The 22,077-nt window shown below is 64.4% G+C and carries 21 protein-coding genes and 2 pseudogenes; 9 read left to right on the forward strand and 14 right to left on the reverse strand.

The window, feature by feature from the left end; translation table 11 throughout:
- Nucleotides 1-112: 112 nt before the first annotated feature.
- The 9 genes and pseudogenes from ACE3UG_RS08475 to ACE3UG_RS08515 all read right to left on the reverse strand — a co-directional run.
- Nucleotides 113-859: a YoaK family protein gene (locus ACE3UG_RS08475; protein ID WP_374622265.1), complete on the reverse strand. Its 747-nt coding sequence runs from the start codon at nt 857-859 to the stop codon at nt 113-115.
- 200 nt (nt 860-1,059) lie between these two features.
- Nucleotides 1,060-2,106 (reverse strand): ABC transporter substrate-binding protein, encoded by a 1,047-nt coding sequence (locus ACE3UG_RS08480; protein WP_374622267.1) that lies wholly within the window; start codon nt 2,104-2,106, stop codon nt 1,060-1,062.
- Between the two features lie 76 nt (nt 2,107-2,182).
- Nucleotides 2,183-3,322 (reverse strand): NAD(P)/FAD-dependent oxidoreductase, encoded by a 1,140-nt coding sequence (locus tag ACE3UG_RS08485; RefSeq protein WP_374622270.1) that lies wholly within the window; start codon nt 3,320-3,322, stop codon nt 2,183-2,185.
- On the reverse strand, nt 3,315-4,775 hold the full coding sequence (locus ACE3UG_RS08490; protein ID WP_374622272.1) for an FAD-dependent oxidoreductase: 1,461 nt from the start codon (nt 4,773-4,775) through the stop codon (nt 3,315-3,317). Before ACE3UG_RS08490 ends, ACE3UG_RS08485 begins: the two co-directional genes overlap by 8 nt.
- The gene (locus ACE3UG_RS08495) at nt 4,768-5,154 is read right to left on the reverse strand and encodes a (2Fe-2S)-binding protein (protein ID WP_374622275.1); all 387 of its coding nucleotides are present in this window, start codon (nt 5,152-5,154) and stop codon (nt 4,768-4,770) included. The genes ACE3UG_RS08490 and ACE3UG_RS08495 overlap by 8 nt, the downstream gene beginning before the upstream one ends.
- A gap of 23 nt (nt 5,155-5,177) precedes the next feature.
- Complete coding sequence (locus ACE3UG_RS08500) at nt 5,178-5,972, reverse strand: ABC transporter permease (RefSeq protein ID WP_374622277.1); 795 nt, start codon at nt 5,970-5,972, stop codon at nt 5,178-5,180.
- Between the two features lie 42 nt (nt 5,973-6,014).
- Nucleotides 6,015-6,920 carry an ABC transporter permease gene (locus ACE3UG_RS08505; protein ID WP_374622280.1) on the reverse strand — a complete coding sequence of 302 codons (906 nt, stop codon included), beginning with the start codon at nt 6,918-6,920 and terminating at the stop codon, nt 6,015-6,017.
- Nucleotides 6,913-7,197 (reverse strand): annotated as a pseudogene (locus ACE3UG_RS08510) (TOBE domain-containing protein); the annotation flags it as partial. The pseudogene ACE3UG_RS08510 and the gene ACE3UG_RS08505, both read right to left, overlap by 8 nt.
- 89 nt (nt 7,198-7,286) lie before the next feature.
- Nucleotides 7,287-8,013, reverse strand: a pseudogene (locus ACE3UG_RS08515) (ABC transporter ATP-binding protein); the annotation flags it as partial.
- A gap of 297 nt (nt 8,014-8,310) precedes the next feature.
- Here ACE3UG_RS08515 and ACE3UG_RS08520 point away from each other — a divergent pair.
- Entirely contained in the window at nt 8,311-9,180 is an 870-nt protein-coding gene (locus ACE3UG_RS08520; RefSeq protein WP_374622283.1) for an IclR family transcriptional regulator, read from the forward strand.
- A gap of 252 nt (nt 9,181-9,432) precedes the next feature.
- Nucleotides 9,433-9,909, forward strand: coding sequence for an OsmC family protein (locus ACE3UG_RS08525; protein WP_374622285.1), 477 nt, complete (start codon nt 9,433-9,435; stop codon nt 9,907-9,909).
- A gap of 71 nt (nt 9,910-9,980) precedes the next feature.
- Here ACE3UG_RS08525 and ACE3UG_RS08530 read toward each other — a convergent pair whose 3' ends face one another.
- Together ACE3UG_RS08530 and ACE3UG_RS08535 are read right to left on the reverse strand one after the other, a co-directional pair.
- Nucleotides 9,981-10,619 (reverse strand): glutathione S-transferase family protein, encoded by a 639-nt coding sequence (locus ACE3UG_RS08530; protein WP_374622288.1) that lies wholly within the window; start codon nt 10,617-10,619, stop codon nt 9,981-9,983.
- Between the two features lie 125 nt (nt 10,620-10,744).
- Nucleotides 10,745-11,758 carry a DUF72 domain-containing protein gene (locus ACE3UG_RS08535; RefSeq protein WP_374622290.1) on the reverse strand — a complete coding sequence of 338 codons (1,014 nt, stop codon included), beginning with the start codon at nt 11,756-11,758 and terminating at the stop codon, nt 10,745-10,747.
- Nucleotides 11,759-12,039: 281 nt separating this feature from the next.
- On the opposite strand from ACE3UG_RS08535, the gene ACE3UG_RS08540 reads away from it, so the two are divergent.
- From ACE3UG_RS08540 to ACE3UG_RS08560, 5 genes are all read left to right on the forward strand, one after another.
- Nucleotides 12,040-12,606: a flavin reductase family protein gene (locus tag ACE3UG_RS08540; protein WP_374622292.1), complete on the forward strand. Its 567-nt coding sequence runs from the start codon at nt 12,040-12,042 to the stop codon at nt 12,604-12,606.
- Nucleotides 12,607-12,986: 380 nt separating this feature from the next.
- Entirely contained in the window at nt 12,987-14,003 is a 1,017-nt protein-coding gene (locus ACE3UG_RS08545; protein WP_374622295.1) for a GGDEF domain-containing protein, read from the forward strand.
- 35 nt (nt 14,004-14,038) lie between these two features.
- Nucleotides 14,039-14,620 (forward strand): TMEM175 family protein, encoded by a 582-nt coding sequence (locus ACE3UG_RS08550; protein ID WP_374622297.1) that lies wholly within the window; start codon nt 14,039-14,041, stop codon nt 14,618-14,620.
- Between the two features lie 76 nt (nt 14,621-14,696).
- On the forward strand, nt 14,697-14,915 hold the full coding sequence (locus ACE3UG_RS08555) for an RNA-binding S4 domain-containing protein (RefSeq protein ID WP_374622300.1): 219 nt from the start codon (nt 14,697-14,699) through the stop codon (nt 14,913-14,915).
- Nucleotides 14,916-15,018: 103 nt separating this feature from the next.
- The gene (locus ACE3UG_RS08560) at nt 15,019-17,655 is read left to right on the forward strand and encodes an EAL domain-containing protein (RefSeq protein ID WP_374622303.1); all 2,637 of its coding nucleotides are present in this window, start codon (nt 15,019-15,021) and stop codon (nt 17,653-17,655) included.
- A gap of 1 nt (nt 17,656) precedes the next feature.
- On the opposite strand, the gene ACE3UG_RS08565 is transcribed toward ACE3UG_RS08560, so the two are convergent.
- Entirely contained in the window at nt 17,657-17,890 is a 234-nt protein-coding gene (locus ACE3UG_RS08565; RefSeq protein WP_374622306.1) for a DUF3717 domain-containing protein, read from the reverse strand.
- Nucleotides 17,891-18,743: 853 nt separating this feature from the next.
- Between ACE3UG_RS08565 and ACE3UG_RS08570 the strand changes: the two genes are divergently transcribed.
- Nucleotides 18,744-19,070, forward strand: a complete 327-nt coding sequence (locus ACE3UG_RS08570) for a hypothetical protein (protein WP_374622308.1) — start codon at nt 18,744-18,746, stop codon at nt 19,068-19,070.
- Nucleotides 19,071-19,460: 390 nt separating this feature from the next.
- Entirely contained in the window at nt 19,461-19,784 is a 324-nt protein-coding gene (locus tag ACE3UG_RS08575) for a hypothetical protein (RefSeq protein WP_374622311.1), read from the forward strand.
- Nucleotides 19,785-19,940: 156 nt separating this feature from the next.
- On the opposite strand, the gene ACE3UG_RS08580 is transcribed toward ACE3UG_RS08575, so the two are convergent.
- Nucleotides 19,941-20,183: a hypothetical protein gene (locus ACE3UG_RS08580; protein WP_374622314.1), complete on the reverse strand. Its 243-nt coding sequence runs from the start codon at nt 20,181-20,183 to the stop codon at nt 19,941-19,943.
- A gap of 221 nt (nt 20,184-20,404) precedes the next feature.
- On the reverse strand, nt 20,405-21,988 hold the full coding sequence (locus ACE3UG_RS08585; RefSeq protein WP_374622317.1) for a diguanylate cyclase: 1,584 nt from the start codon (nt 21,986-21,988) through the stop codon (nt 20,405-20,407).
- Between the last annotated feature and the right edge of the window lie 89 nt (nt 21,989-22,077).

A 22,077-nucleotide genomic window follows, 5' to 3' on the forward strand; every position in this document is an offset into this window, starting at 1 on the left:
GCGGTTGACCCTTGACGCGGTGGACGTGGCTGATGTTTCGACGCGACGGGGTGCGCGCTTGCGCGATGCCCTTCGGGGGGGCTTTTCGCTGCGCTCGCGTCGCCGCCGTGTCTCAGCGCTTCGGTGCGATATCGTCGAGCAGCGGCACAATGGCCAGCACAATGAGTACCACCGCGAGCGGAACCGTCGCAACGAAGCCCAGATGCTTGAATCCGAGCGCCCCCGTCAGCCCCCCCAGAAAAAACATGCCCAGCAACATGCTGAGCAACCGCAGCTTTTGACGATCCCCCTCCACGCGCAGCAGATCGCCCGCGACCCCGGGCCGGTTCCAATAGCCCAGCTTGCCCAGCTCGATACCGATGTCCGTCACCAGACCGGTGACGTGCGTCGTCCGAATCTCGGCCCGCGAGATCTTGGTGATGATGGCGTTCTGCAGCCCCATCACATAGCAAAGCAAGCCGACGGTCGCCGGGACATATAACAACCGATGGTCTTCGAGATTGGCGCCCATCACGCCGAACATCAGCAAGAGCAGCGCTTCGAGCATCAAGGGCACGGCGTATTCGCTATGCGTGCGATGGCGCCGCCCCCAATGAATCAGTACGGCCGAGGTCGCCGCGCCGAGCAGAAACGCCAGCAAGGCGCTGAACCCGGCCAACACCAACACGAGTTGCCCGAGCGCCAGGTTATCGGAGAGCGAAGCCACAATGCCCGACATGTGCGACGTGTATTGCCCAACAGCGAGAAAGCCGCCGGCATTGGCCGCCCCCGCCACAAAGGCGAGCGAGCAGCCCAGACGCCGGTTCGCCGCGTCAGTGCGCACCGGCTGGGTGAATCCACGGAGATATTTGATTGGCATGTCGCATAGGTCTCGAGCGTCGCACATCGATATTCTAATGCGCGCTGACCTGACGTCGACGTCAATCTCGCGCCAAGTCACAGCCCGTCGGCCTCAACAAGCGCAACGCCGGGCGCCCCGAGGCACCCGGCGCTATCCATCGTGCCCGCGCATGAGAGACACGCGCGAGGGCAACGGCGTCGAGCTGACTGCCCGGTCGCTTACTGCTCGATCTGACGGTTCCAGCGCTGATCCCACTGCGCGCGACGCTGGTTGATGGCGTCCCAATCCACGGTCTTGATGTTTTTCACCAGATCGTCGATCTTGCCCAGACGCTTTTGCATCGCGGGCGGCACGGTGGCTTGCGGGTTGGTCGGAATGTACGCGCCTGCAGCGGCGGCCAGCGTCTGCCCTCGGGCCGACAGCAGGTACTGCGCGAGCTTCTGCGCCATGGCGTTATCCGGGCTGTTCTTCACAACGCACAAGTCGACCAGCAGTTGCACGGCACCTTCCTTGGGTGCCACATACGCCACCGGAATGCCCTTGTCCTGCAGCTCGCTCACGGCCGTCGGGGTCAGCGGGAAGATCGCCGCCTCACCCGTCTGAATCATTTCGGAGAGCTTCGCCGAGTTCGGAATGTACTCGACAACGTTCGGACCCACGGTAGTCGCCCACTTGGTGAAGCCCGGCTCGACATTGGTCTCGCTGCCGCCCCAGATCCGGTTCAGCGCCAAAAAAGCATGCAATCCGAACGTGCTGCTCGAGGCCGACTGGAAGACAACCTTGCCCTTGTACTTCGGATCGGCGAAATCGCTCCACGACGTCGGCGGCGCCCAGCCCTTTTCCTTGAAGATCTTCGTGTTGTAGCCGATACCGGTCATGCCCAGTTGGACCCCGGCGCTCATGTCATCCTTCACGCGCGCGAACGGATACAGCTCCTTGAGCGCGGGCGAATCGTCGAGCTTCTGGCACACCCCCATGCTGATGGCACGCGCCATCACGCCGTCGTCCAGAAACACCACGTGCATCTGCGGGCTGTTACGGTTGGCGAGCAGTTTGGCGAGCACGTCGGACGACGTACCGGGCACCACCACAACCTTCACATTGTTGGCCTTCTCGAACTCGGGGAAGACCTGACTCGTGTAGGCCTTCTCCATCGGGCCGCCGTTCATGCCGATGTAGAGCGTTTTCGATTGCGACCAGGCCGCGCCGCTTGTGCCCAATGCCAGCGCCGCAGCGCACATGACGACCTTTCGGGATAGCTTCATCGTGGTTCTCCTTGCGTTTCCAGGGTGTAAGGAAGGTTGTTTCGGGACGGACTCAGAATTCAGGGAAGTCGTTTGCCTACCGGGCCTCGGCCATGGCGGGCGCGAACCGGTCGACGGCAAACGCCGCGATCGGTGTCGCGCTCTCGCCGTGCGTGACCAGATCCGCCAGCACTTCGCCAACGCCGGGGGCGAGCAGGAAGCCGCCCCCCGAGAAGCCGAAGGCGTGCACCAGGCGCGGTGTCGTGCGGCTCATGCCGATGATCGGGTTGCCGTCGGGGGTCTCGCCTTCCACGCCGCTCCAGGTACGAATGAGCAAGGCGTGGCGCAGCGCCGGCAGCAACGCGCAGGCTTCGCGCATCACCGCGCGCGTGGTGTCGGCCGATGCCTGCGCATACTCGCCGTCGCCGGTTCCGCGCCCGCCGCCGATCACGCAGTTGCCGCGCGCCACCTGCCGCGCATAAACACCGCCCCCATACACGCCCAGGTTGTGGCCAATGAATTTGGGCAGCGGTTCGGTGACCCACATGTTCGGGTAGATGGCATGCATCGGCACTCGCTCGCCGAACGTGTCCGCGATGTGATTCGCCCAAGCGCCCGACGTATTGAGCAGCCAGTCCGCGCTCACGTGCAACGCCTCGCCTTCGGCGGGCTGCGCGGTGAGTTGGAAGCGCACGCCGTCGTGGGCCACCGACGCGACAGGTGTGCACTCGTGCACGTGCGCACCGAGCGCGCGGGCGGCCCGAGCAAACGCAGGCGACACGAGACGCGGATTGGCATGCCCATCGCTCAAGCACAGCGAGCCGCCAACGGCGCCCTCGCCCAACCACGGAAAACGCTGGCGGAATTCGGCGCCACGCAGCACGACAGTCGCGAGACCGTAACCGCTTGCCATCGCCGACCAGGTGTCGAGCGGTTCGAGATCGCTCTCGCGACGCGCGAGGCGCAGATGTCCCGAGCGCACGAATTCGCCGTCGATGCCGATCAACGCCGGCAGGCGGTCCCAAAGGCTGCGCGCGCGCATGGCGAGCGGCAGTTGTTCTTCCGGGCGACCCTGGCAACGCACGCCACCGTAGTTCACGCCGCTGGCCTGCGCGCCGCAATAGCGCCGCTCGAACAACGCGACGCGCAAGCCCCGCTCGGCCAGCGCGCGCGCAGCCGACGCACCGACGAGCCCGCCACCGGCGACGACGACGTCGTAATGCAATGCATCACTCATCGCGCGCCTCCTCGGGAATGGCCGCAACGTCCTGGTCGAACAACATCGGGGCAATCGGAATCGGTTTGATCGGCGCCTGCGCGCGCAGACGCCCCACCTCGGCGAGCGTCTGCCCGCTCGCCTGCGCCAGAAGATGGCATGCGGCTTCGCCACACATGCGCCCCTGACAGCGGCCCATACCGACGCGCGTGAGCGCCTTGAGGCGATTGATTTCGGTCACGCCGTCGTGACGCACGCAATCGCGTAACGTCTGCGCGTCGATTTCCTCGCATCGACACACGAGCATGTCGCCCGGCCAACGCGCCGCCGGATTGTCGGGCAAGGCAAACGCCTGCTCGATCCCCACGCGAAAGCGCTGAATGCTCGCCAGCTTGCGTTCAATGCGCGCGGCGCCGGGCCCTTCAGGCAGGGTTGGCGCCACACTACCGAGATCGTCGAGCAAGGCGAGTGCCGCGCGGCGGCCGGCGAGTTCCGCCGCGTCTGCCCCGGCAATACCGGCGCCGTCACCGGCCAGATAGATGCCGGGCTGCGAGCTGCGGCCAGCGGCATCGCGCTCAGGCAACCAGCACTGGTTGAGGTCGTCGAAGACGAACCGGCAACCCGCCAGATCGGCCAGTTGTGTCTCGGGACGCAGGCCGAAGCCCAGTCCCACGGCACTGCACTCGAGCGTCTGCCGGCGGCCGTCACGCTGCCAGCGAATGGCGCTCACCCCCGCCGCGCCCTCGATGCCCTCGATGCCCTCGATGCCCTCGATGCCCTCGATGCCATCGAGCGTCACGCCATGCTCGATGCGCACGCCATGCGCGCGCAGCCATCCCACGTAATAGAGTCCCTTGGCGAGCGTGGCCGGTTGATTCAACATACGCGGCATGGCCTTGGCCTGACGTGCGAACGCACTCGTATCGAGCACGGCCGCCACGTTCGCGCCGGCTTTGGCGTACTGGTACGCCACGAGGTACAGCAGCGGCCCCGTGCCCGCGAACACCACTTGCTCGCCAATCGCGCACCCCTGCGCCTTGAGGGCCACTTGCGCACCGCCCAAGGTGTAGACGCCCGGCAATGTCCAGCCCGGCAGGGGGAAAACGCGATCGGTCGCGCCGCTCGCAATAATCAAATGCGTGAACGGCACCGGCATTTCGCAGCCGCCGTGCAGCGTGTGGAGCCGCTTCGGATCGCACGCCCACACGAGGGTCTCGGGCCGATAGTCGATCTGCGGCAGCAACGCGGCCATCGTGCGGTGAATGGCGTCGGCCTTGGCCGCCTCGAAGCCGTACAGCGCTTGCTTGGTCCGCGTGAACCCGTCGCCGGCCGGCGGCTGACGATAAATCTGCCCGCCCCACCGAACGTTCTCATCCACCACGATCGGGCGCAGGCCGGCTGCCACGAGCGTCTGCGCGGCGCGAACGCCGGCAGGACCGGCCCCCACGATCACGATCTCGGCGCGCTCAGACATGCGAGCCTCCGTGACATTCGTCAACGTCGGCCGCGTGCGTCAGAACGCGCATGCCGGCACGCACCAGGGTCGAGCAGGCACGCAAACGCGTGAGTTGTGCGTCACCCTCGGGCGCAGGCTCGGTCTCGCAACGTACCCAGCAGTCCTGACACGCGCCGATCAAACAAAAGCCCGCGCGCGGCGCACCGCTGAATTCGCTCACACGCACGTGGCGTTGATGCGTGAGGATCGCGGTGAGCAGCGTGTCGCCCGCGAGCGCCTGCACCGGCTCGCCGTCGAGATAGAACGTGACGGGCGAGCGTGCCGTCTCGGCCAGTCGCACCAGTTGCGGATGAACGGGTGCGCGCGGGTCTTGCGAAGCAGAGGAAGAACGGGACATGAGAATCGTCTTTGAGCGCACGTTCAATGCTGGCCGATCAGAATGCGGTTCAGGCCGTAGATGCGGTCGAGCAGCAGCATGGCCCCCAGCGTCACGGCAATGACCAGCGCCGAGACCGATGCCATCATCGGATCAATCGATTCGGTCGCGTACATGTACATGCGCACGGGCAGCGTGACGGTCTGCGGCGAGGTGATGAAGACCGACATCGTCAGTTCGTCGAAACTGTTGATGAATGCGAGCAGCCAGCCACCGGTGATGCCGGGCAGAATCATCGGCATCGTCACGCGCCGGAAGGTCGTCCATGCGCCCGCGCCGAGCGACTCCGCCGCGTGTTCGACACTGCGGTCGAGCCCGCTGATCGACGCCAGCACGAGGCGCATGATGAACGGCGTCACAACAATCATGTGCGCGAAGATGAGCGCCGCGAACGAACCGGTCACGCCGATCATGGCAAAAAAGCGCAGCAGCGCAATGCCAAGCACAAGGCCCGGAATCACCAGCGGCGAGAGCAGCAAGCCGTTGAGGAAGTTACGCCCCGGAAAGCGCGAGCGGCCGATGGCGAGCGCTGCGGGCAACGCGATCACGAGCGAGAACGTTGCCGACAGGAACGCCAGCTTCAGACTCGTGAAGAACGAGTCGATGAAATCGGGGTAGTCGAGAATCGCGCGGAACCAACGCAGCGATACCCCGCGTGTGGGCAGCGAAAGCGTTTGTTCCGGCGTGAATGCGACCAGCACGACGATGATCATCGGCGCGAGCACGAAGAGGATAACGAGCGTATGGAACGCAAGGGCCAGAGGACTGTTTTTACGCATGATGGCGAGTGGGTTCTGTTCTGCGGAAGACGTGCCCTGGCCTTAACCCATGCTGCGCGAATAGCGGCGCTCGAGCAGGCGATAGTACGTCAGCATCACGATGAGGTTCGCCGCGAGCAGCAGCATGGCGATGGTCGCGCCCAGCGGCCAGTTCAGCGAACTCAGGAACTGGTCGTACACGGCGGTGGCGGCCACCTTGAGGCGGCGTCCGCCCAGCAGACTCGGAATCGCGAACGCGCTCGCGGAAAGCCCAAACACCATCAGGCTGCCCGACAGAATGCCCGGCACCAGTTGCGGCAACACGATGCGACGCAGCGTTGTCGCGGGCGACGCCATGAGCGACAGGGCAGCGTTCTCCGTTTGCGGATCGAGCCGTTGCAGTGACGTCCACACGGGAATGACCATGAACGGCAGCATCACGTGCACGAGTGCAATGACAATCGCGAAGTTGGTGTATTCGAGCTTGTACGGTCCCATGCCGAGCAGGCCGAACGTCTGATTGATCAGGCCGCCCGCGCTGAGCAGCATGCTCCAGCCGAACGCACGCACCACGATGGACACGAGCAACGGCGAGAGAATCACCAACAGAAAGAGCGAACGCCATGGATCGCCCATGCGCGAGAGCACATAGGCTTCGAACGTGCCAACGACGGCGCACACCGCCGTGACAGTGAGCGAGATGCCGAACGTGCGCAGGAAGATCGTGTGGAAGTACGGATCGAACAGCACGTCGGCGTAGTTTTGGAGCTGGAACGCCGCAATCGGTCCGCTCGCGGGATCGAACCGATAGAACGTGAGCGCGAGCGTCATGAGCAGCGGGATCAGCACGAGCGCCACGAACAGCAGCAAGGCCGGAGCGCTCATTACCCACATTGGCAGATACGCATGCCAGGGGGCTCGCGTGACGCGCGCAGTCTCTGTGGGCGCGACTTGCAGCGTCTCAGCCATGCGCGTGCTCTCCTGCGTTCGGGGTAATGAAGCGCACCGCCTCGGCCTGCCAATCGAGGCCGACCGGCGCACCTTCGGCAAGCGGCTCGCCGCCTTCGTTCTGACAGCACACGAGCACCTCTCCGAGCGGACTCTCCACGCGGTACAGCCACTGGCTGCCGAGGAAGAAGCGGCTCGTTACCGTGGCCGATACGCGACCGGCCGACGGCGCGCAAAGACGGACCTTTTCGGGACGCAGGCAAATCGTGATCGCGTCGCCCACGGCCATGTTGCGCTCGCTCGGCGAGAGATCGGACAGCAACGCCCGCTGGGTTAGCTGGGCGCCCAGCTCGACGTGCAGATGCTCGCCGTCGCGCGCCGCCACACGGCCGGCCAGCATGTTGGCCTTGCCGATGAACTTCGAGACGAACGGCGTCTGCGGACGCTCGTAGGCACGGTACGGTGTATCGACCTGCGTGATGCGACCGGCCTCCATCACCACCACACGATCGCTGATCGACAGCGCTTCGGACTGATCGTGCGTGACCATGATCGTGGTCGTGCCGATCTTGCGTTGAATGGCGCGTAGCTCGAACTGCATGTCTTCGCGCAGCTTGGCGTCGAGGTTGGACATCGGCTCGTCGAGCAGGAGCACCGGCGGCGCGATCACCACCGCACGGGCAATCGCCACGCGCTGACGCTGACCGCCCGAGAGTTCGCGCGGAAAGCGATGACCGAGCGCGTCGAGGCGCACGAGGGCGAGCGCCTCGCGAATACGTGCCTGACGCTCGGCTTTATCGATGCCACGCATCTCCAGACCGAAACCGACGTTGTCCGCCACCGTCATATGCGGGAACAGCGCGTAGCTCTGGAAAACAATGCCCAGGCCGCGCTTGTTCGGACGCATGCGAGTGATGTCGCGCCCGTCGAGCGTGATACGCCCGGTCGTGGTGTCGACAAACCCCGCGATCATCTGCAACGTGGTGGTCTTGCCGCAGCCCGAGGGGCCGAGCAGTGAGACAAACTCGCCCTTCTCCACCGAGAGATTGACGTTCGAGACAGCGCTCAACTCGCCAAACGTCTTGGAAACATCCGTCAAAGTCAGAAAAGACATGATCACGACCTTCGGGCACATGCGCGCCGCAAGAAATGCAATTGCATCGAACAGTAGCGAGCCAAATTGCTTGTCGCAAGACAACGATTCCACGAAACGAGATAAATATTCCAATTATTTCAATTGACGGAATGTTTGGCGAATGGGCATTCGATTTCGTTTCGTGTCGACGTGTCGGGACAATCCCTAACATGCAATAAGCATTGGTTGTTTTTGCCTGGTCCGATGAACTTCGCCAGTTTCCAATCGATGTCGGCTTACTGTAGTATTTCATTTGACGGAATATTAGAGCCTCCAATGATCATCTCCGATTCACCGCGCACGTTGAAGTCGTCGACGCTGGAAACCGCTGGCACGGGCATTCTGCAACGCACCTTTGCCGTCATCCGCGCGCTGGGCGACGCGAAGCCCGAAGGCGAGCGTGTCACGCACATCGCCAAAGCCGTCGGCCTGAGTCAGGCGACGGTGCACCGAATCCTGCATGCGCTCATCGCCGAACAGGTTGTGGAGCAGGACGAGACGTCCAAGCTCTACCGGCTGAGCATCGACTTCTTCGCGATGGCTGCGCAGGCCGGCAATCCGAGCGGCATGCGCACGCTGTGCCGTCCGTCGCTGCTGCGCCTTTGCGCAAGCCTCGGCGACACCATTTTCCTGCTGGTCCGCAGCAGCTTCGACGCCGTCTGTCTCGACATGTGCGAAGGCCCCTTTCCGATTCGCTCGTTTACCGGCGACATCGGCGGACGCGTCGCGCTGGGGGTCGGTCAGGGAAGTCTGGCGATTCTCGCCTTCCTGCCGGAGGCTGAGCGCGAGGAGATCATTCGCTTCAACGTGCCGCGTCTGCGCGGTTACGGCGTGCTCGACGAGGTGTACCTGCGCACCGAGATCGAGCGCGTGCGCCAACTGGGCTATGCGGGCAGCAACAGCGGCGTGCTCGACGGCATGGCCGGGGTCGCCGTACCGGTATTCGATCGCACTGGGCACGCGGTGGCCGCGCTGAGCGTGGGCACGCTGGCGGCGCGCCTGTCTCAGGACCGCCTGCCGATGGTGGTGGAATTGCTGCGGCGTCAGGCCGAGTTGATCGGCCCGCAGACCAATCCGTTCGACGTCGCCATGCGCCGTCCGATGCACGGCCTCACCCGCGCGCTCACGACCGAGCCGCTGGCCTGACGGCTATCGACCGGTGGCGCCGGACCGGAATCGCTGGAGTCGCTGGAGTCGCTGGAGTCGCTGGAGTCGCTGGAGTCGCTGGAATCGTCGGAGTAGTCGGAGTCGTTCCCTCACGGTCGGCATCGCTAGCGATGGCCGAAAATGGCCAGCCCCGAAGGCGCAGCTCTGCGAAAATCGCGAGCGGGTCCGGCAGCGCGCGCAATCCCCAGTTCCCCAACCTCATTGGCTACCGGCCCTTTGTGGAGAGATGGCATGGCATCAGGCGAACATCAGTACACGGTCAGCGTCGAGTGGACCGGCAATCAGGGCAGCGGTACGTCGGGCTATCGCGAGTACGGGCGCAATCACGTCATCCGTGTCGACGGCAAGCCGACCATCCCCGGCTCGGCCGACCCCGCCTTTCGCGGCGACGCGGCGCGCTGGAATCCCGAAGACCTGCTGGTGGCGTCGGCAAGCGCCTGCCACAAGCTCTGGTATCTGCACCTGTGCGCCGAAGCGGGCGTGGTCGTCGACCAGTATGCCGACAACGCCCTCGGCACCATGGTCGATACCGCGCAGCAAGGCCGCTTCACGCGCATCGTGCTGCGCCCGCACGTGACGATCCGCGCGGGCAGCGACGCCGCGCTGGCGGCAGCGCTGCATCACCAGGCGCACGCGAAATGCTACATCGCCAACTCGGTCAACTTCCCCATCGACTGCGAGCCACGCATCGAGGTGCTGCCGGGCTGACGGGGCGATCGAGCGACGGCAGGTCGCGAGTTACGAGTTAAGCGTTATTTAAGCGTTACTTAAGCGTCACATTACGCGGCGAGTTGCTTCGCCAGTTCGGCATCGCGGTGCTGCGCGCGCACGAACGAGTCGCGCGCGCGAAAGCGCTCCACATAGGCCTTCACGGCCGGCGTCTCCGGTACGAGCTTGAACTGGGTGAGAAAGTGCATGGCATTGCCCCACAGGGCGTCGGCCGCCGTGAACGACTCGCCCAGCCACCACGGCCCGGCGTCCCGCGAAAGATGCCGCTCCAGTGTCCACATCACCGAATCGTAGTCGCCATACGGCGAGCGTGAGCGCTCGGCACTTTCGCGCCCCAGGGACTTGTCGACCACGGCCGGCTCGACGCACGAGCCGTAGTAGACCATCCAGCGCAGATAGGGACCCCGACGCACATCGCCCGGCATCGGCGCGAGCCCTTTCTCCGGGTACAGCTCGGCGAGATACATATAGACGGCCGCCTGCTCGGTCACGATCGCATCGCCATGGCGCAGGGCCGGCACCTTGCCCATCGGATTGACGTCCAGATACTCGGAGCCGCGTTGCTCGCCCGTGGCGAAACGCAGCAGGCGAAGCTCGTGCTCGGCCTGCAACTCGTCGAGCAGCACCAGCACGCCCGAGGAGCGCGTATTGGGGGCGTGATAGAACGTGATGCGTCGGTCAGTCGTCATCGGGGTGTCTCCAGTCAAGAGCCCGTCGGGCGGCAAGGACATCGATATGTCCTGAACCGTTTTTCGGCCATCGTCGTCGGGTCACCGAAAATGTTACTTCATCGCACCCGGCCCGCACAGATCGCTTACCGGTCGAGATGCGCCATCGAGACCCCGGCATCGCCGAGCATCCGCATCAACGTGAGCGCATTGCGCTGTCCCTGATCCTCGTAGTTGTTGTTGAACACCACATACACCCGGGCGACTTCCCTGGCGATGACGCGAATCGGATCGACGAGCGCCGCCAGTTCCGCGTCGCGATAGTCGTAATTGAAGCGGTCCGACGCAGCCGTCATCTCACGCACATTCCACGTCGCGTGATTGCGCCCATGCAGTCGCACGACGGCCGCAAGCGGCGTGGTCGTCGCCCAGACCTGAGGAATGCTGTTCGCGAAACCCTGCGGCTCGTCGACGACGGTGTTGACCCAGCCCAACCCACGCAGCCACGCCAGCGTTGCGTCGCCGTGCGCCCCATCGAACCATCCGCGATGGCGAAACTCCGCGGCCACGCCGTAGCCCCGCATCCGCTGCGCACAGGCCTCGACGTGCGCGCGGCTTGCACGATCTCCCGTCAACCACGGGGGGAACTGAAAATGCACCAGTCCGAGCTTGCCCGCCCGACGCAGCGGTGCGAGCGCGTCGAGATAGCGCCGCCAGATCTCGTCTCTGAGCGCCTCGGGAATGTCCTTGTAGTAGACGTTCGCGCGCGGTCCCGGCGCAAGCTCGGGCTGCAGATCCCTGGGCAGCGCAATGCGAGGCGTCGGGTGCCCGGTGAGCAAACGGAATGCCTTGACGTTGAAGACGAATGGGCCCGGTGTGCGCTCGACCCAAAGCTGCGCGTTGGCGGCCGACGGCATGGCGTAGTAACTGCTGTCGACCTCCACCATCGGAAACCGGCTCGCGTAGTATCGAAGGCGCGCCTCGGCCGACGTATGCCCCGCCGGATAGAAACGCTTACAGGCAATGAGCGACTTGTCCGTCCACGACGCGGTGCCGACATACACGTTGCGGCCAACTGCTTCCGCGCTCGCTGCGACGCCGGGCGCATCGTTCGTCGCCCGATCGGTGTCGCTCGTGATTGACGATCGCGATTCGTGCATCCGAAGGTCTCCCGTAACGGCAGTCGTTGGAGGGTTCTGCACCAGTATAGAGGGCGCGGGCAGGCATCGTATGGGGACCGGACTGGGACGAACGCATGGCACACTGCATGCACATCTGATCCGGCACGCGCGTCCCCGCGCCGTGCCGTTTGCACGGCCCGCGGCTCACCCTGCGGGCCGCTTTTTCGGATGTCGACCTTCGACATGGGTGTCGCCGGCATCTCGCCTGCCGCGCTATCATGGGCCGCCCGATATAACGCCACGCCTGCCAAGTGCCCGCCATGACCGAACGCCTGCCCGTCGAACTCCCCAAAGCGTACCGCCTGCTCAACCACGGCCCGACCGTTCTCGTGGGAAGCGCCCACGACGGACGCCGCAACGTCATGGCCGCCGCCTGGTCGATGCCGCTGGACTTCTCGCCGCCGAAGGTTGCCGTCGTCATCGACCGCAACACGCTCACGCGCGAATTGGTGCAGGCCTCGGGCGAGTTTTCGCTGAGCGTGCCCGCGCGCACCATCGCCCGTGAAACGCTGGCTGCAGGCTCGGTCTCGGGACGCGATGCCGACAAGTTTGCCGAGGGCGTCGGGCTGCAGGCCTTCGAGGGCTCGCATATCGCTGCACCGCTTATCGGTGGATGCCTCGCATGGCTCGAGTGCCGCGTGATTCCGGAGCCTCACACCCAGGATCGCTACGATCTGTTTCTCGGTGAGGTCGTGGCGGCCTGGGCCGATCCGCGCGCGTTTCGCGATGGGCACTGGCAGTTCGAGCCCGGCGCGTCGCGCAGTCTTCACTACATTGCCGGTGGCAACTTCTTCGAAACGGGCGAAGCGTTCGACGTCAAATCATGAACCACGCGCCGCCCGATTCGCGTCACCCCGACACCGTGCACGACAGCGCCCACGAGATCGCGCAGGCCGCTCGCGCCCTTTGGCGCTTGAAAGGCACGGACCGCACAAACCGATCGACGCTACCGCATTTGCCAAGTGACGGCAGGCACGGCAGAATTGACGCCGTTGCGAACGTTATCGATCACGAGTCGCCTTTGGCGCCTCCCCGGTCGCCAGCGCCCGCCGAACAGTTTGCAAACTCAGCAAACCCTTTCGGGCAGTTGCCGGACTCGCGGCCAGTTCCCGCGCTACCGGCACTGCAATCGTCCACCCGCTGGGCCTCGCCCACCCGTTGCGACATGACCGCATCCGGCGTCGAATCCTCCTCACCGCACGTGCCCATGCCCTCATCGAGTCAGGCCCCGACGTCCAGCGCGCGCCCCGACGAGGCCGAACGTCTCGCGGCGCTGCGGCGTTACGCCATTCTCGATACGCCCCCCGAGCCCGCGTTCGATCGCATCGTGCGGCTGGCGTCCCACTTGCTCGGCGCGCCGATCTCGCTCGTCTCGCTCATTGACGAATCCCGCCAGTGGTTCAAGGCGCGTCAGGGCCTCGAGGTCTCGCAGACCCCGCGCTCGATCGCCTTCTGCGCACACGCGATTCTCGGCGACGACGTACTCGTCGTGCCCGACGCCCGTGCCGACCGGCGCTTCGCCGATAACCCGCTGGTCACCGGCGCACCGAATATTCGCTTCTACGCGGGTGCCCCGCTGCGCACGCCGGAAGGTCATCGGTTGGGCACGCTGTGTGTGCTCGATCGCCGCCCCCATACGCTCGACGACGAGAAACGCGCCCTGCTCGCAGATCTGTCGGCGCTGGTCGTGGACGCCCTCGAGCTGCGGCGCGTCAATCAGGTGCTCGGCGACATGGCCATGCGCGACGGTCTGACCGGCGCACTCAATCGCCGCGCGTTCCTCATGCAAGCCGAACGGCTGTTTTCGAGCATCCGCGCTCAACAGCGTCGCCTTTCCGTGCTGATGCTCGACATCGACCACTTCAAGCGGGTCAACGACACGTGGGGCCATGCAATTGGCGATCGGGTCATCGTGGCGTTGACGCTGGTCTTGCGGGCGACGCTGCGCAAAGGCACGGTGATCGGCCGGCTGGGCGGCGAGGAGTTCGCCGTGCTGCTGCCCGAAGCCGACGCACAACGCGCCATACAGGCCGCCGAGCGCCTGCTCGTCGCGATCGGTGGCGCCAGCGTGCCCGGCCCCAACGGGCCGGTGCGTTTTACCGCGAGCATCGGCATCGGCAGCCTCGCCCCGGAGGACACCGATTTCGGCACCTTGCTTCAACGCGCCGACCGGGCGTTGTATTCGGCCAAGCAGGCCGGCCGCAACCGCGTGGCCGTCATGTAACCCTTCACCCGCGACTGACGAAAGCAAAGAACATAATGGGCAAAAGTCGACTGGAAGCCTTCAGTGATGGTGTGATCGCCATCATCATCACGATCATGGTGCTGGAGATGAAAGCGCCGCACGGCAGCGAACTGGCGGATCTCCTGCCGGTCGCACCGACGTTCCTTACCTACGTCCTGAGCTACGTCTACGTCGGCTTGTACTGGAACAATCATCACCATCTTTTCCATGTCGTTCAGCGCGTCTCGGGCGGCGTGCTCTGGGCCAACCTGCATCTTCTGTTCTGGTTGTCGCTGGTCCCGTTCGTCACGCTCTGGCTGGGCGAGAACCATTTCACCGCCTGGCCGACGGCGCTCTACGGCGCGGTACTGTTCATGGCGGCCGTGGCGTATTACATCCTCACGCGTGCGCTGCTCGCCGTGCATGGCGAAGGCGGTAACGGGAAGCTTGCCGCAGCCGTGGGGCGCGACATCAAAGGCAAGCTGTCGGTGGTGGCCTATGCGCTGGCCATCGGGCTGGCGTTCGTGATGCCGGCGGCCTCGCTCGCGCTGTACGCCCTGGTCGCCGCCGTATGGCTGATTCCGGATCGCCGGATCGAGCACGTGATTTCACAATAAGACGTCGGCGGGCGCGCAGAGCAACACGCGCTGACAGTCGACGCGCAACGGGTTTTTACGTAGTATCCGCCCCATCATGCAAAACGTAATCTTTGAACTGACGGGCGAATTCGTCGCCCTGAACGACTTGCTCAAGCTCACCGGCCTCGTGGATTCGGGCGGCGCAGGCAAAGCCATGGTGGCAAGCGGCGCGGTCAGCGTCGATGGCCGGCTCGAAACACGCAAGACATGCAAAATCCGCGTCGGGCAGACGGTGTCGGTCGATGGGGTGCGCATTCGCGTCAAGGCAGCGTGACGCCTCGCGCGGCCGCAGGTCGCTATACTTGAAAGCGCTTTCTAGTGTGTTAGCCCAAGTCACACCCGACAATGTCCGCAGGACGTCCGAGGAGGCCCTCGCAATGGTCGTGCCCGGTTCACCGACTGCCGCCGGTGCCACGCCGGCGCTGGGGCGCGACGCGTTGCTGGCGGCGCTCGACCGCTCGCTGGGCATGCTCACGCTCACGCCGGACGGCATCATCGTCGATGTCAACGACAAGTTGCTCGGCATGTTCGGTTACGCGCGCGCCGACCTGCTCGGCGAGTCGCACGGCGTGTTGTGCGAGCCCGGCGATCCCACCTGCGGCGACGCCCTCGCGGATGTCGCGAACACCCGAAGTCCGAACACCCGACAAGTCCGCCGCCGTCGGCGCGACGGTCACCCGGTCTGGCTTGAAGCCACCTACAACCCGGTTTTCGACGACAACGGCGCGCTCGCCTTCATCATCAAGCTCGCGGTCGACGTGACTGCCCATGTGGAGCGTCAGGCGGCCGATGACGCGCGCATGCACCTGCTCTCGCTCGGCGTCGACGAGACCGACAACGCCGTGCTCATCACGGACGCACACGGAAGCGTGTGCTACGTCAATGCAGGCTTCACGCGCATGCTCGGCTACACCGCGAACGAGGTCGTCGATCCGTCTGCACACACCGTATCGGGCGAGGCGTCGGTCGGCCACTTCGCCGAGAGCGCATCGGCGGTCGACGTCAACGAGGCCCTCAAGGGTTGCCTCGTTTCCGCGCGCGACGGCCGGAGCTGCCATTGCGAAGTGCTCGTTCGCACAGCGCAGCATCAGCCGCTTTGGGTGTCTGTCGTGACGAACCCGATCCTCGACGCGAACGGCAAACTCATCAATGCCGTGGTGCTGTTCACGGACATCACGCAATCGAAGATTCAGGAAGTGCTCCAGCACAAGGCGCTCGCCGCAATGGTGCGCGATGCGCCCCTCGTGGAAGTGCTCACGCTCATCTGCCGCGAGCTCGAGCAGATCGCCCCCGAGGTCGTGGCCTCGGTCGTGCGCATCGACGCCGAAGGCCGGCTGCGCCCGCAGGCAGGGCCGAGCCTGCCGGCGCAATACCACAAGGCCATCGACGGCTTGGCCATCGGCCCGAACGTGGGCACGTGCGGCACGGCGGCCTTCCTGGCCCGGCCGGTCATCGTGACCGACATTGCGCACGACCCGCGCTGGGCCGATTTCCGCGACATGGCAGCCGAGTTCGGACTGGCCGGATCGTGGGGCATGCCGATCATCGCAAACGATGGACGCGTACTCGGTGTGCTCGGCTTCTATTACCGCACGGCACGCGGTCCGGACGCCCTGCATAAGCGACTCGTCGACGTGTGCGTGCACTTGTGCAAGCTGGCCTTCGAGCGCGACGAGTCGCGCACGCGCATCCGTCAACTGGCTTTCTCCGATAACCTCACCGGCCTGCCCAATCGAAGCATGCTGAGCGTGCTCGCGGCGCAGGCCATCGCCAGCGCCGCAGAGCTGAACACGCGCATGGCTGTCATCTTCATCGATCTGGATCGCTTCAAACAGGTCAACGACTCGCTCGGCCATCAGGCCGGCGACGCGCTGCTGCGCACGATCGCCCAGCGTCTGCGGCGCTCGCTGCGCGGCGCAGATATCGTTGCGCGTCTGTCGGGGGACGAGTTCGTGGCCATGCTCACCGAATGCGACCCCGAACGGCTCGATATTGCCCTGGAGCGCATGCGCGGCGCGTTGCGCGCGCCATGCCAGGTCGATGGCGTGACGCTGGTGCCGTCGGGCAGCTTCGGCATCAGCCTGTATCCGGCGCACGGCACGGAATTCGACATCTTGCTGCAACGTGCCGACATGGCGATGTATCAGGCGAAGATGACCAGCCCAGGCAGTGTGCGCTTCTATAGCGAAGACCTGAACATCCGCGCGCAGGAGCGGCTCGAGCTGGAGACCGCCATGCGCGACGCCCTGCTGTGCGGCAAGCTCCAGCTCTTCTATCAGCCACAGATCAATCTGCCCGACGAGTCGGTATACGGTGCCGAGGCGCTGGCGCGGTGGACACATCCACAGTATGGCGACATACCGCCGTCGCGCTTCATTGCGCTGGCCGAGGAATGCGGTCTGATCGGCGAACTAGGAATCTGGACGTTGCGCGAAGCGTGCGGTCAACTCGCGGATTGGCGGCGGCGCGGTGTAGGTATCAGCAATGTGTCGGTCAACCTCTCGCCGACCAACTTCCACGATCACAATCTGCCGCGCATGATTGCCGAGGCATTGTCCGATCACGAACTGCCGCCGTCCTGCCTGGCCATCGAGATCACGGAAAGCGTGTTGATGGATCACAATCCGAGCACGCTACGCATCATCGACGAGGTCCAGGGCATGGGGGTGCGCCTGTCGATGGACGATTTCGGCACCGGCTACTCGAGTCTGGGCTATTTGCGCCGCCTGCCGGTCTCGGAACTGAAGCTCGACCGCAGTTTCGTGCATGACGTCACGCGCGACGAAACGGTGCAGGCACTGACCAACGCCATCATCAGCATCGGCCGCAATCTGCATCTCACCGTGGTGGCGGAAGGGGTGGAAGACGAAGCCCAGCGAGATTTGCTCGTTGCGCAAGGCTATCGTGTCGCGCAGGGGTACCTGTTCTCGCCCGCCCTGTCGGCCGCCGACCTCGAACGCTGGCTCGACCAGTGGTCGGCACGGCGACACTCGGTGACCCCGGTTGCCTCCTGAATCACGGCGCGAGCCCCAGTTCCATCTGATGCAGCGCCGTTTCCACGGCCTGACTCTGCTCGGCGTCGAGCGCTTCGGCCGCGATGCTCGTCTCACGACGGTAAATCATCTCGCCATAAACGTTGGCCAGAACACGGGCCGACGGGCACAACGACCAGTGACTATCGGCAGCCTGACGGCCCGTCCAGTAGTTGATCGCCTGCTCGATTTCGGCGATGGAATAGATGGCTTTCATGAGATGTTCTGTCTCGCCGTGAAATGGAATGCTGTAATTATATACAGTACCCGACGAAGCGGCGAATCGCGTCGCGTCCGGGTCCACACATGCGTCGATTCTCGGGCGCATGTTTCGGAACTGCAACACACGATGCGAGGCAAACCATGCGAATGTGCCACAAGCCTCAAACAATTCCATAAAAATCATAGGCTTATAAATCCCGGCACGATACTGGCTTCGGGTTCGCGAAAACGCTACGCAGGCGCTCGCGATGCTCGCCCGGCGCAACGTCCCAACAATCGCCCCGACGGAGCCCGCCATGCCGCCGAGTCACATTACGCGCCCGCCCCCATCCGCCGTCCGCCATGCGGCTTCGCTGCGATTCGGCCTCGTCACGCTCTGCCTGCTGCTGTTTGCGTGGTGCGGGGGCCGCGCCCACGCGCAACCGGCGCCACCTGACGCGACCGCGCCCGCCGACCCGTTTCATCAGCCATGTGTCGCCGTTCGCGGTTCACAGGGAACATCCTCGCGCGACGCGTTCGGCACACGCCGCGCCTTGGCCCCCCGTCGGATTGCCGCGATGCCGCCCGCCACGGCCCGCGCCGCTCGCAAGCAATACGTCGATCTCGACAACCGTTGCGCCACGCCGCCTGCGTTCGCACCGACGCGTGACATCGACTCGACTTCCATCTGGTACGTAGATGCTCTTGAAGGACGCATGCACGCGCGCGCGCAACGTTCCGGTGTCCGCACATTACGCACCTAGCGCACCTTACGCGCTCGCGTGTTCTGAGCAGTGGTGCGCGACGTTTGCTATGCTGCGTGTTGCGCGCGCCAACCCTGTCGCGCGCGTAGATTTTCCGGAACTGCAATGCCCGCCAATTCGCCCGACACGCCCGACACGCCCAACGCACGCGACAAGTCACGTAGCGCCAAATCCTCGCCCGCCAGCATACCGCCGCCGCCGGGCGCGCTGCCGCTTGCCTGGATCGGATTGCTGGCTTCTGCCGCATGGGTGCTCAAGAGTGCGCACCCTACGTGGGGTGTCGGTGTGATGTGTCTTTGCGCGGGCCTGATCTCATCGTTCGGTGCGCGTCGCCGCGCGAGATCGCCATGGCCCGCGTTCTTCACCGGCCTGCTGCCGGTCGGCGTCGCGTTGTTCTTCGCGCTGCTCATGTTGCGCCCGCTGTTCCGGTAACCGTCTCGTCGCATCGATGAGTTACCCACAGCTTCTGTGGATAACCCACTGGATAACCCGGCACCACCCGGCCAAGACGCCCGCCGTTACACGCTGTCAAGAGGATTGCCCGTTTCGGCGTCAGCCTTGGGCAAATTTTTTAGGCTTGACGTTTTGCCGTCCTTCTGTGCCCAGGCGCCACGGCTTTGACATGACGCAATCCCTGCGCAATTGCTCCCTCGATTGGCGCGAAAACCCTGGCCGTCGCGCTCAGGAGAGGGTTCGCAGCGTCAGGGAATCGGCCTATGATGGAAGCACGCGATACCTCGCCATGCATGACCTGGGATCCCTCACAGGATCCGCCGTTCAGCGGCCGTTTCGCTTTTCAGTGACTTCCGGAGAACGCTTCGTATGACTCAATCCGACAAACCGTCCCTTACACCTGCCGCATCACCTGCCGCATCACCTGCCGACGCCTCCCAGTCCGAAGCGGAGCGCGTCCATCTGGACGACCTGCTCGCGCACCACTCGGTCACGGAAACCGTGGACCGTGCGTCCGTGATCGACCTGATCAACGAGTTACGCGCTCCCGAAGTGAAAACCCCCGAGGACCGCGAGCGGGTGGTCAAGGAAAGCCGGTTGTGGAAAGAGGTCTCGCACCGCGACACCGCCATATCGCTGCTCAACTCGCTCGCGCAAATGGCGCCCATCTTCCTCAACCAGATTCACTGGTAAGGTCTGCCGCGCCGGTCGTCCCCGGCGCGCATGCCGATTGGCGCTGCCCCGAATGCGACGTATCGACGGCAGATTTCGTGCTATCCGAGATCTGATTTACATCGCCGCAAAACGCCCGACACCGATGTTGCGCAGGTCGATCAGGCGAGCACGGCATCAGTGATGCCAACCCCATCCACGGCCCCGGCCGCGCCATCCGCGGTCATATCCGCCGCCGTAGTAACCGCCCGAAACCCCGAACGTCACGACCGGCGCGGGCGCGACTGCGTAGCCCGGCGCGTAGCCATAACCGTCGTAGTAGGCGTTATCGTATGCCGATGGCCCATACGGCACGGCCACACAACCGGCCATCATCACGGCGACGGCAGCGCCGCCCGCCAGCATGAGTAAGCGTTTCACGATGAAGTCTCCCGCATGAGTTGTCCGAGTCTTGCACCGCGGCAATTGACCACTGGCGCTCAACGTCCCGTCGATCTTCGCAGCGTCGGGTTGACTCGTTAGACATACAGGTTCGCGCAAAATGCACGCGAGGTGCAGCTTCTTTGGTTACCAAACGTGACATTGGTAACCGCGATGGCATCAGGCGAGCGGCCCGCGTCCACTCGATGCCCCCACTGGACTCAGAATACCCAGCAACGGTCGCGGCCGGCACGTTTGGCGCGGTATAACGCCATATCGGCGCGCTCGATCATGCTGGTCGGCGAATCTTCCTCCTGCCATTCCGTGATACCAAAACTCGCCGAGAAACGCAGCGGCGGTTCGCTGCCTTCCAGCGATTCGCGCTTGCAGCGCTCGCGAATGCGGTCCGCCACACGCAGCGCGTCGCGCTCGCTCGCGCCGGGCAGCAGAATCGCGAACTCCTCGCCGCCGATGCGCCCGATCAGGTCGTCACCTCGCAACGTCGACGAACACACCAGCACAAAGCGGCACAGGACCTGATCGCCAATGGCGTGCCCGTACGTGTCGTTGATCGATTTGAAATGATCGAGATCGGCCACGATGAGGCTCATTGGCTCGTTCTTGCGTTGCGTGTTCTCCAGCAACCGCTCGAAGCGATGAAAGAAGTAGCGGCGCGTCAGGCTGCCCGTCAACTCGTCGTAACTCGCCTCGAAGGCCAGTTGATGATTGGCGGCTCGCAACGCCTCGTTCGACTGACGTGCCTCGCGATGCTGTACACGCTCACGCCAGTAAGTCCAGCCGGCGAGCACCACAATGACGACGCCGCCCAGATACAGCAGGAAACATAGCGCGAGATCCTTGGCATGCTGGCGCGTGAGCGCCTCCCAGGCGTCGACGCCCTCTACGGCGTAGACGATCAGGCCGTTGCTCGAACTCGGACGCGATGCGATGACGAAAGGCTTCCGGAATTCGTCGAACGCCGACATTCGCTCAAGCAGTTCCTGCGACACCCAGGCGTTCGCCCGCCCCGGCGCCTGCTTGAAGGTCGAGATAGGCATGCGCGCGAAATCGTGGCGCTGATACAACGCCAGCCGCTCGGCGTCGGACAGCGTTCCAAGCTTGCCATCGAGCATGAAACGATTCTCGAAACGCGGGTCGTTGGCCATGATGACAACGCCGTTGCCGTCAACGATGAACGACTCGCCGCTGCCCACCCAATGGCGCAAGCGCGCGAGACCGATTTTGGTCATCACGACACCGATCAGCGTACCATCGCGATAGACCGGAACGCTGAAATAAAGGCCGGGCGCTTCATGCTCCCAGCCTGCGGCATAGCGTTCGAAACGCGCACCCAACAGTGCTTGGGTGACATAAGGCATGCCGGCCACGGACTGCCCGATCGGCGACGGTGCATCTCGGAAATTACTCGCGGCCACACAGATACCATGCAGGTCGATCACCCACACCCGATCGACGCCGAAGTATCCCTGTGCACTGCGTAGAAATTCGTTGGCGCGCTCAACGACGTCGGCCGGCGCCGCCCCGCCGCTCGCCGGGCGCAGCACATCGCGCAGCAGATCCACTTCGGCCAACGTGGAGGGAATGGCCCGCACCATCGCCAGATCCGTGTTGATGGCGTGAACCATGCCGTCGGCGACCCGGTCGGCCAGCATTTGCCCAGCGTCGACACTCTGTGCAAGCTTATCTCCAACCAGCGACGTGGCCGTCCGATCCGCCGCAACCCAACAGGCGGCCAGCACGCCGACCGAGACGCTCGCGGCATAAAGCCAATGCCTTATCCTCATCCGAAAATCAAACGCTCGTTCTCATATTATTCACCTCTTCCGTTGGCCGGGTATTCGCCTCACCCAAGTCGCATTTCCGTCATGTCCCC

It is taken from the genome of Pandoraea sp. (assembly GCF_041919235.1).
GTDB lineage: Bacteria > Pseudomonadota > Gammaproteobacteria > Burkholderiales > Burkholderiaceae > Pandoraea.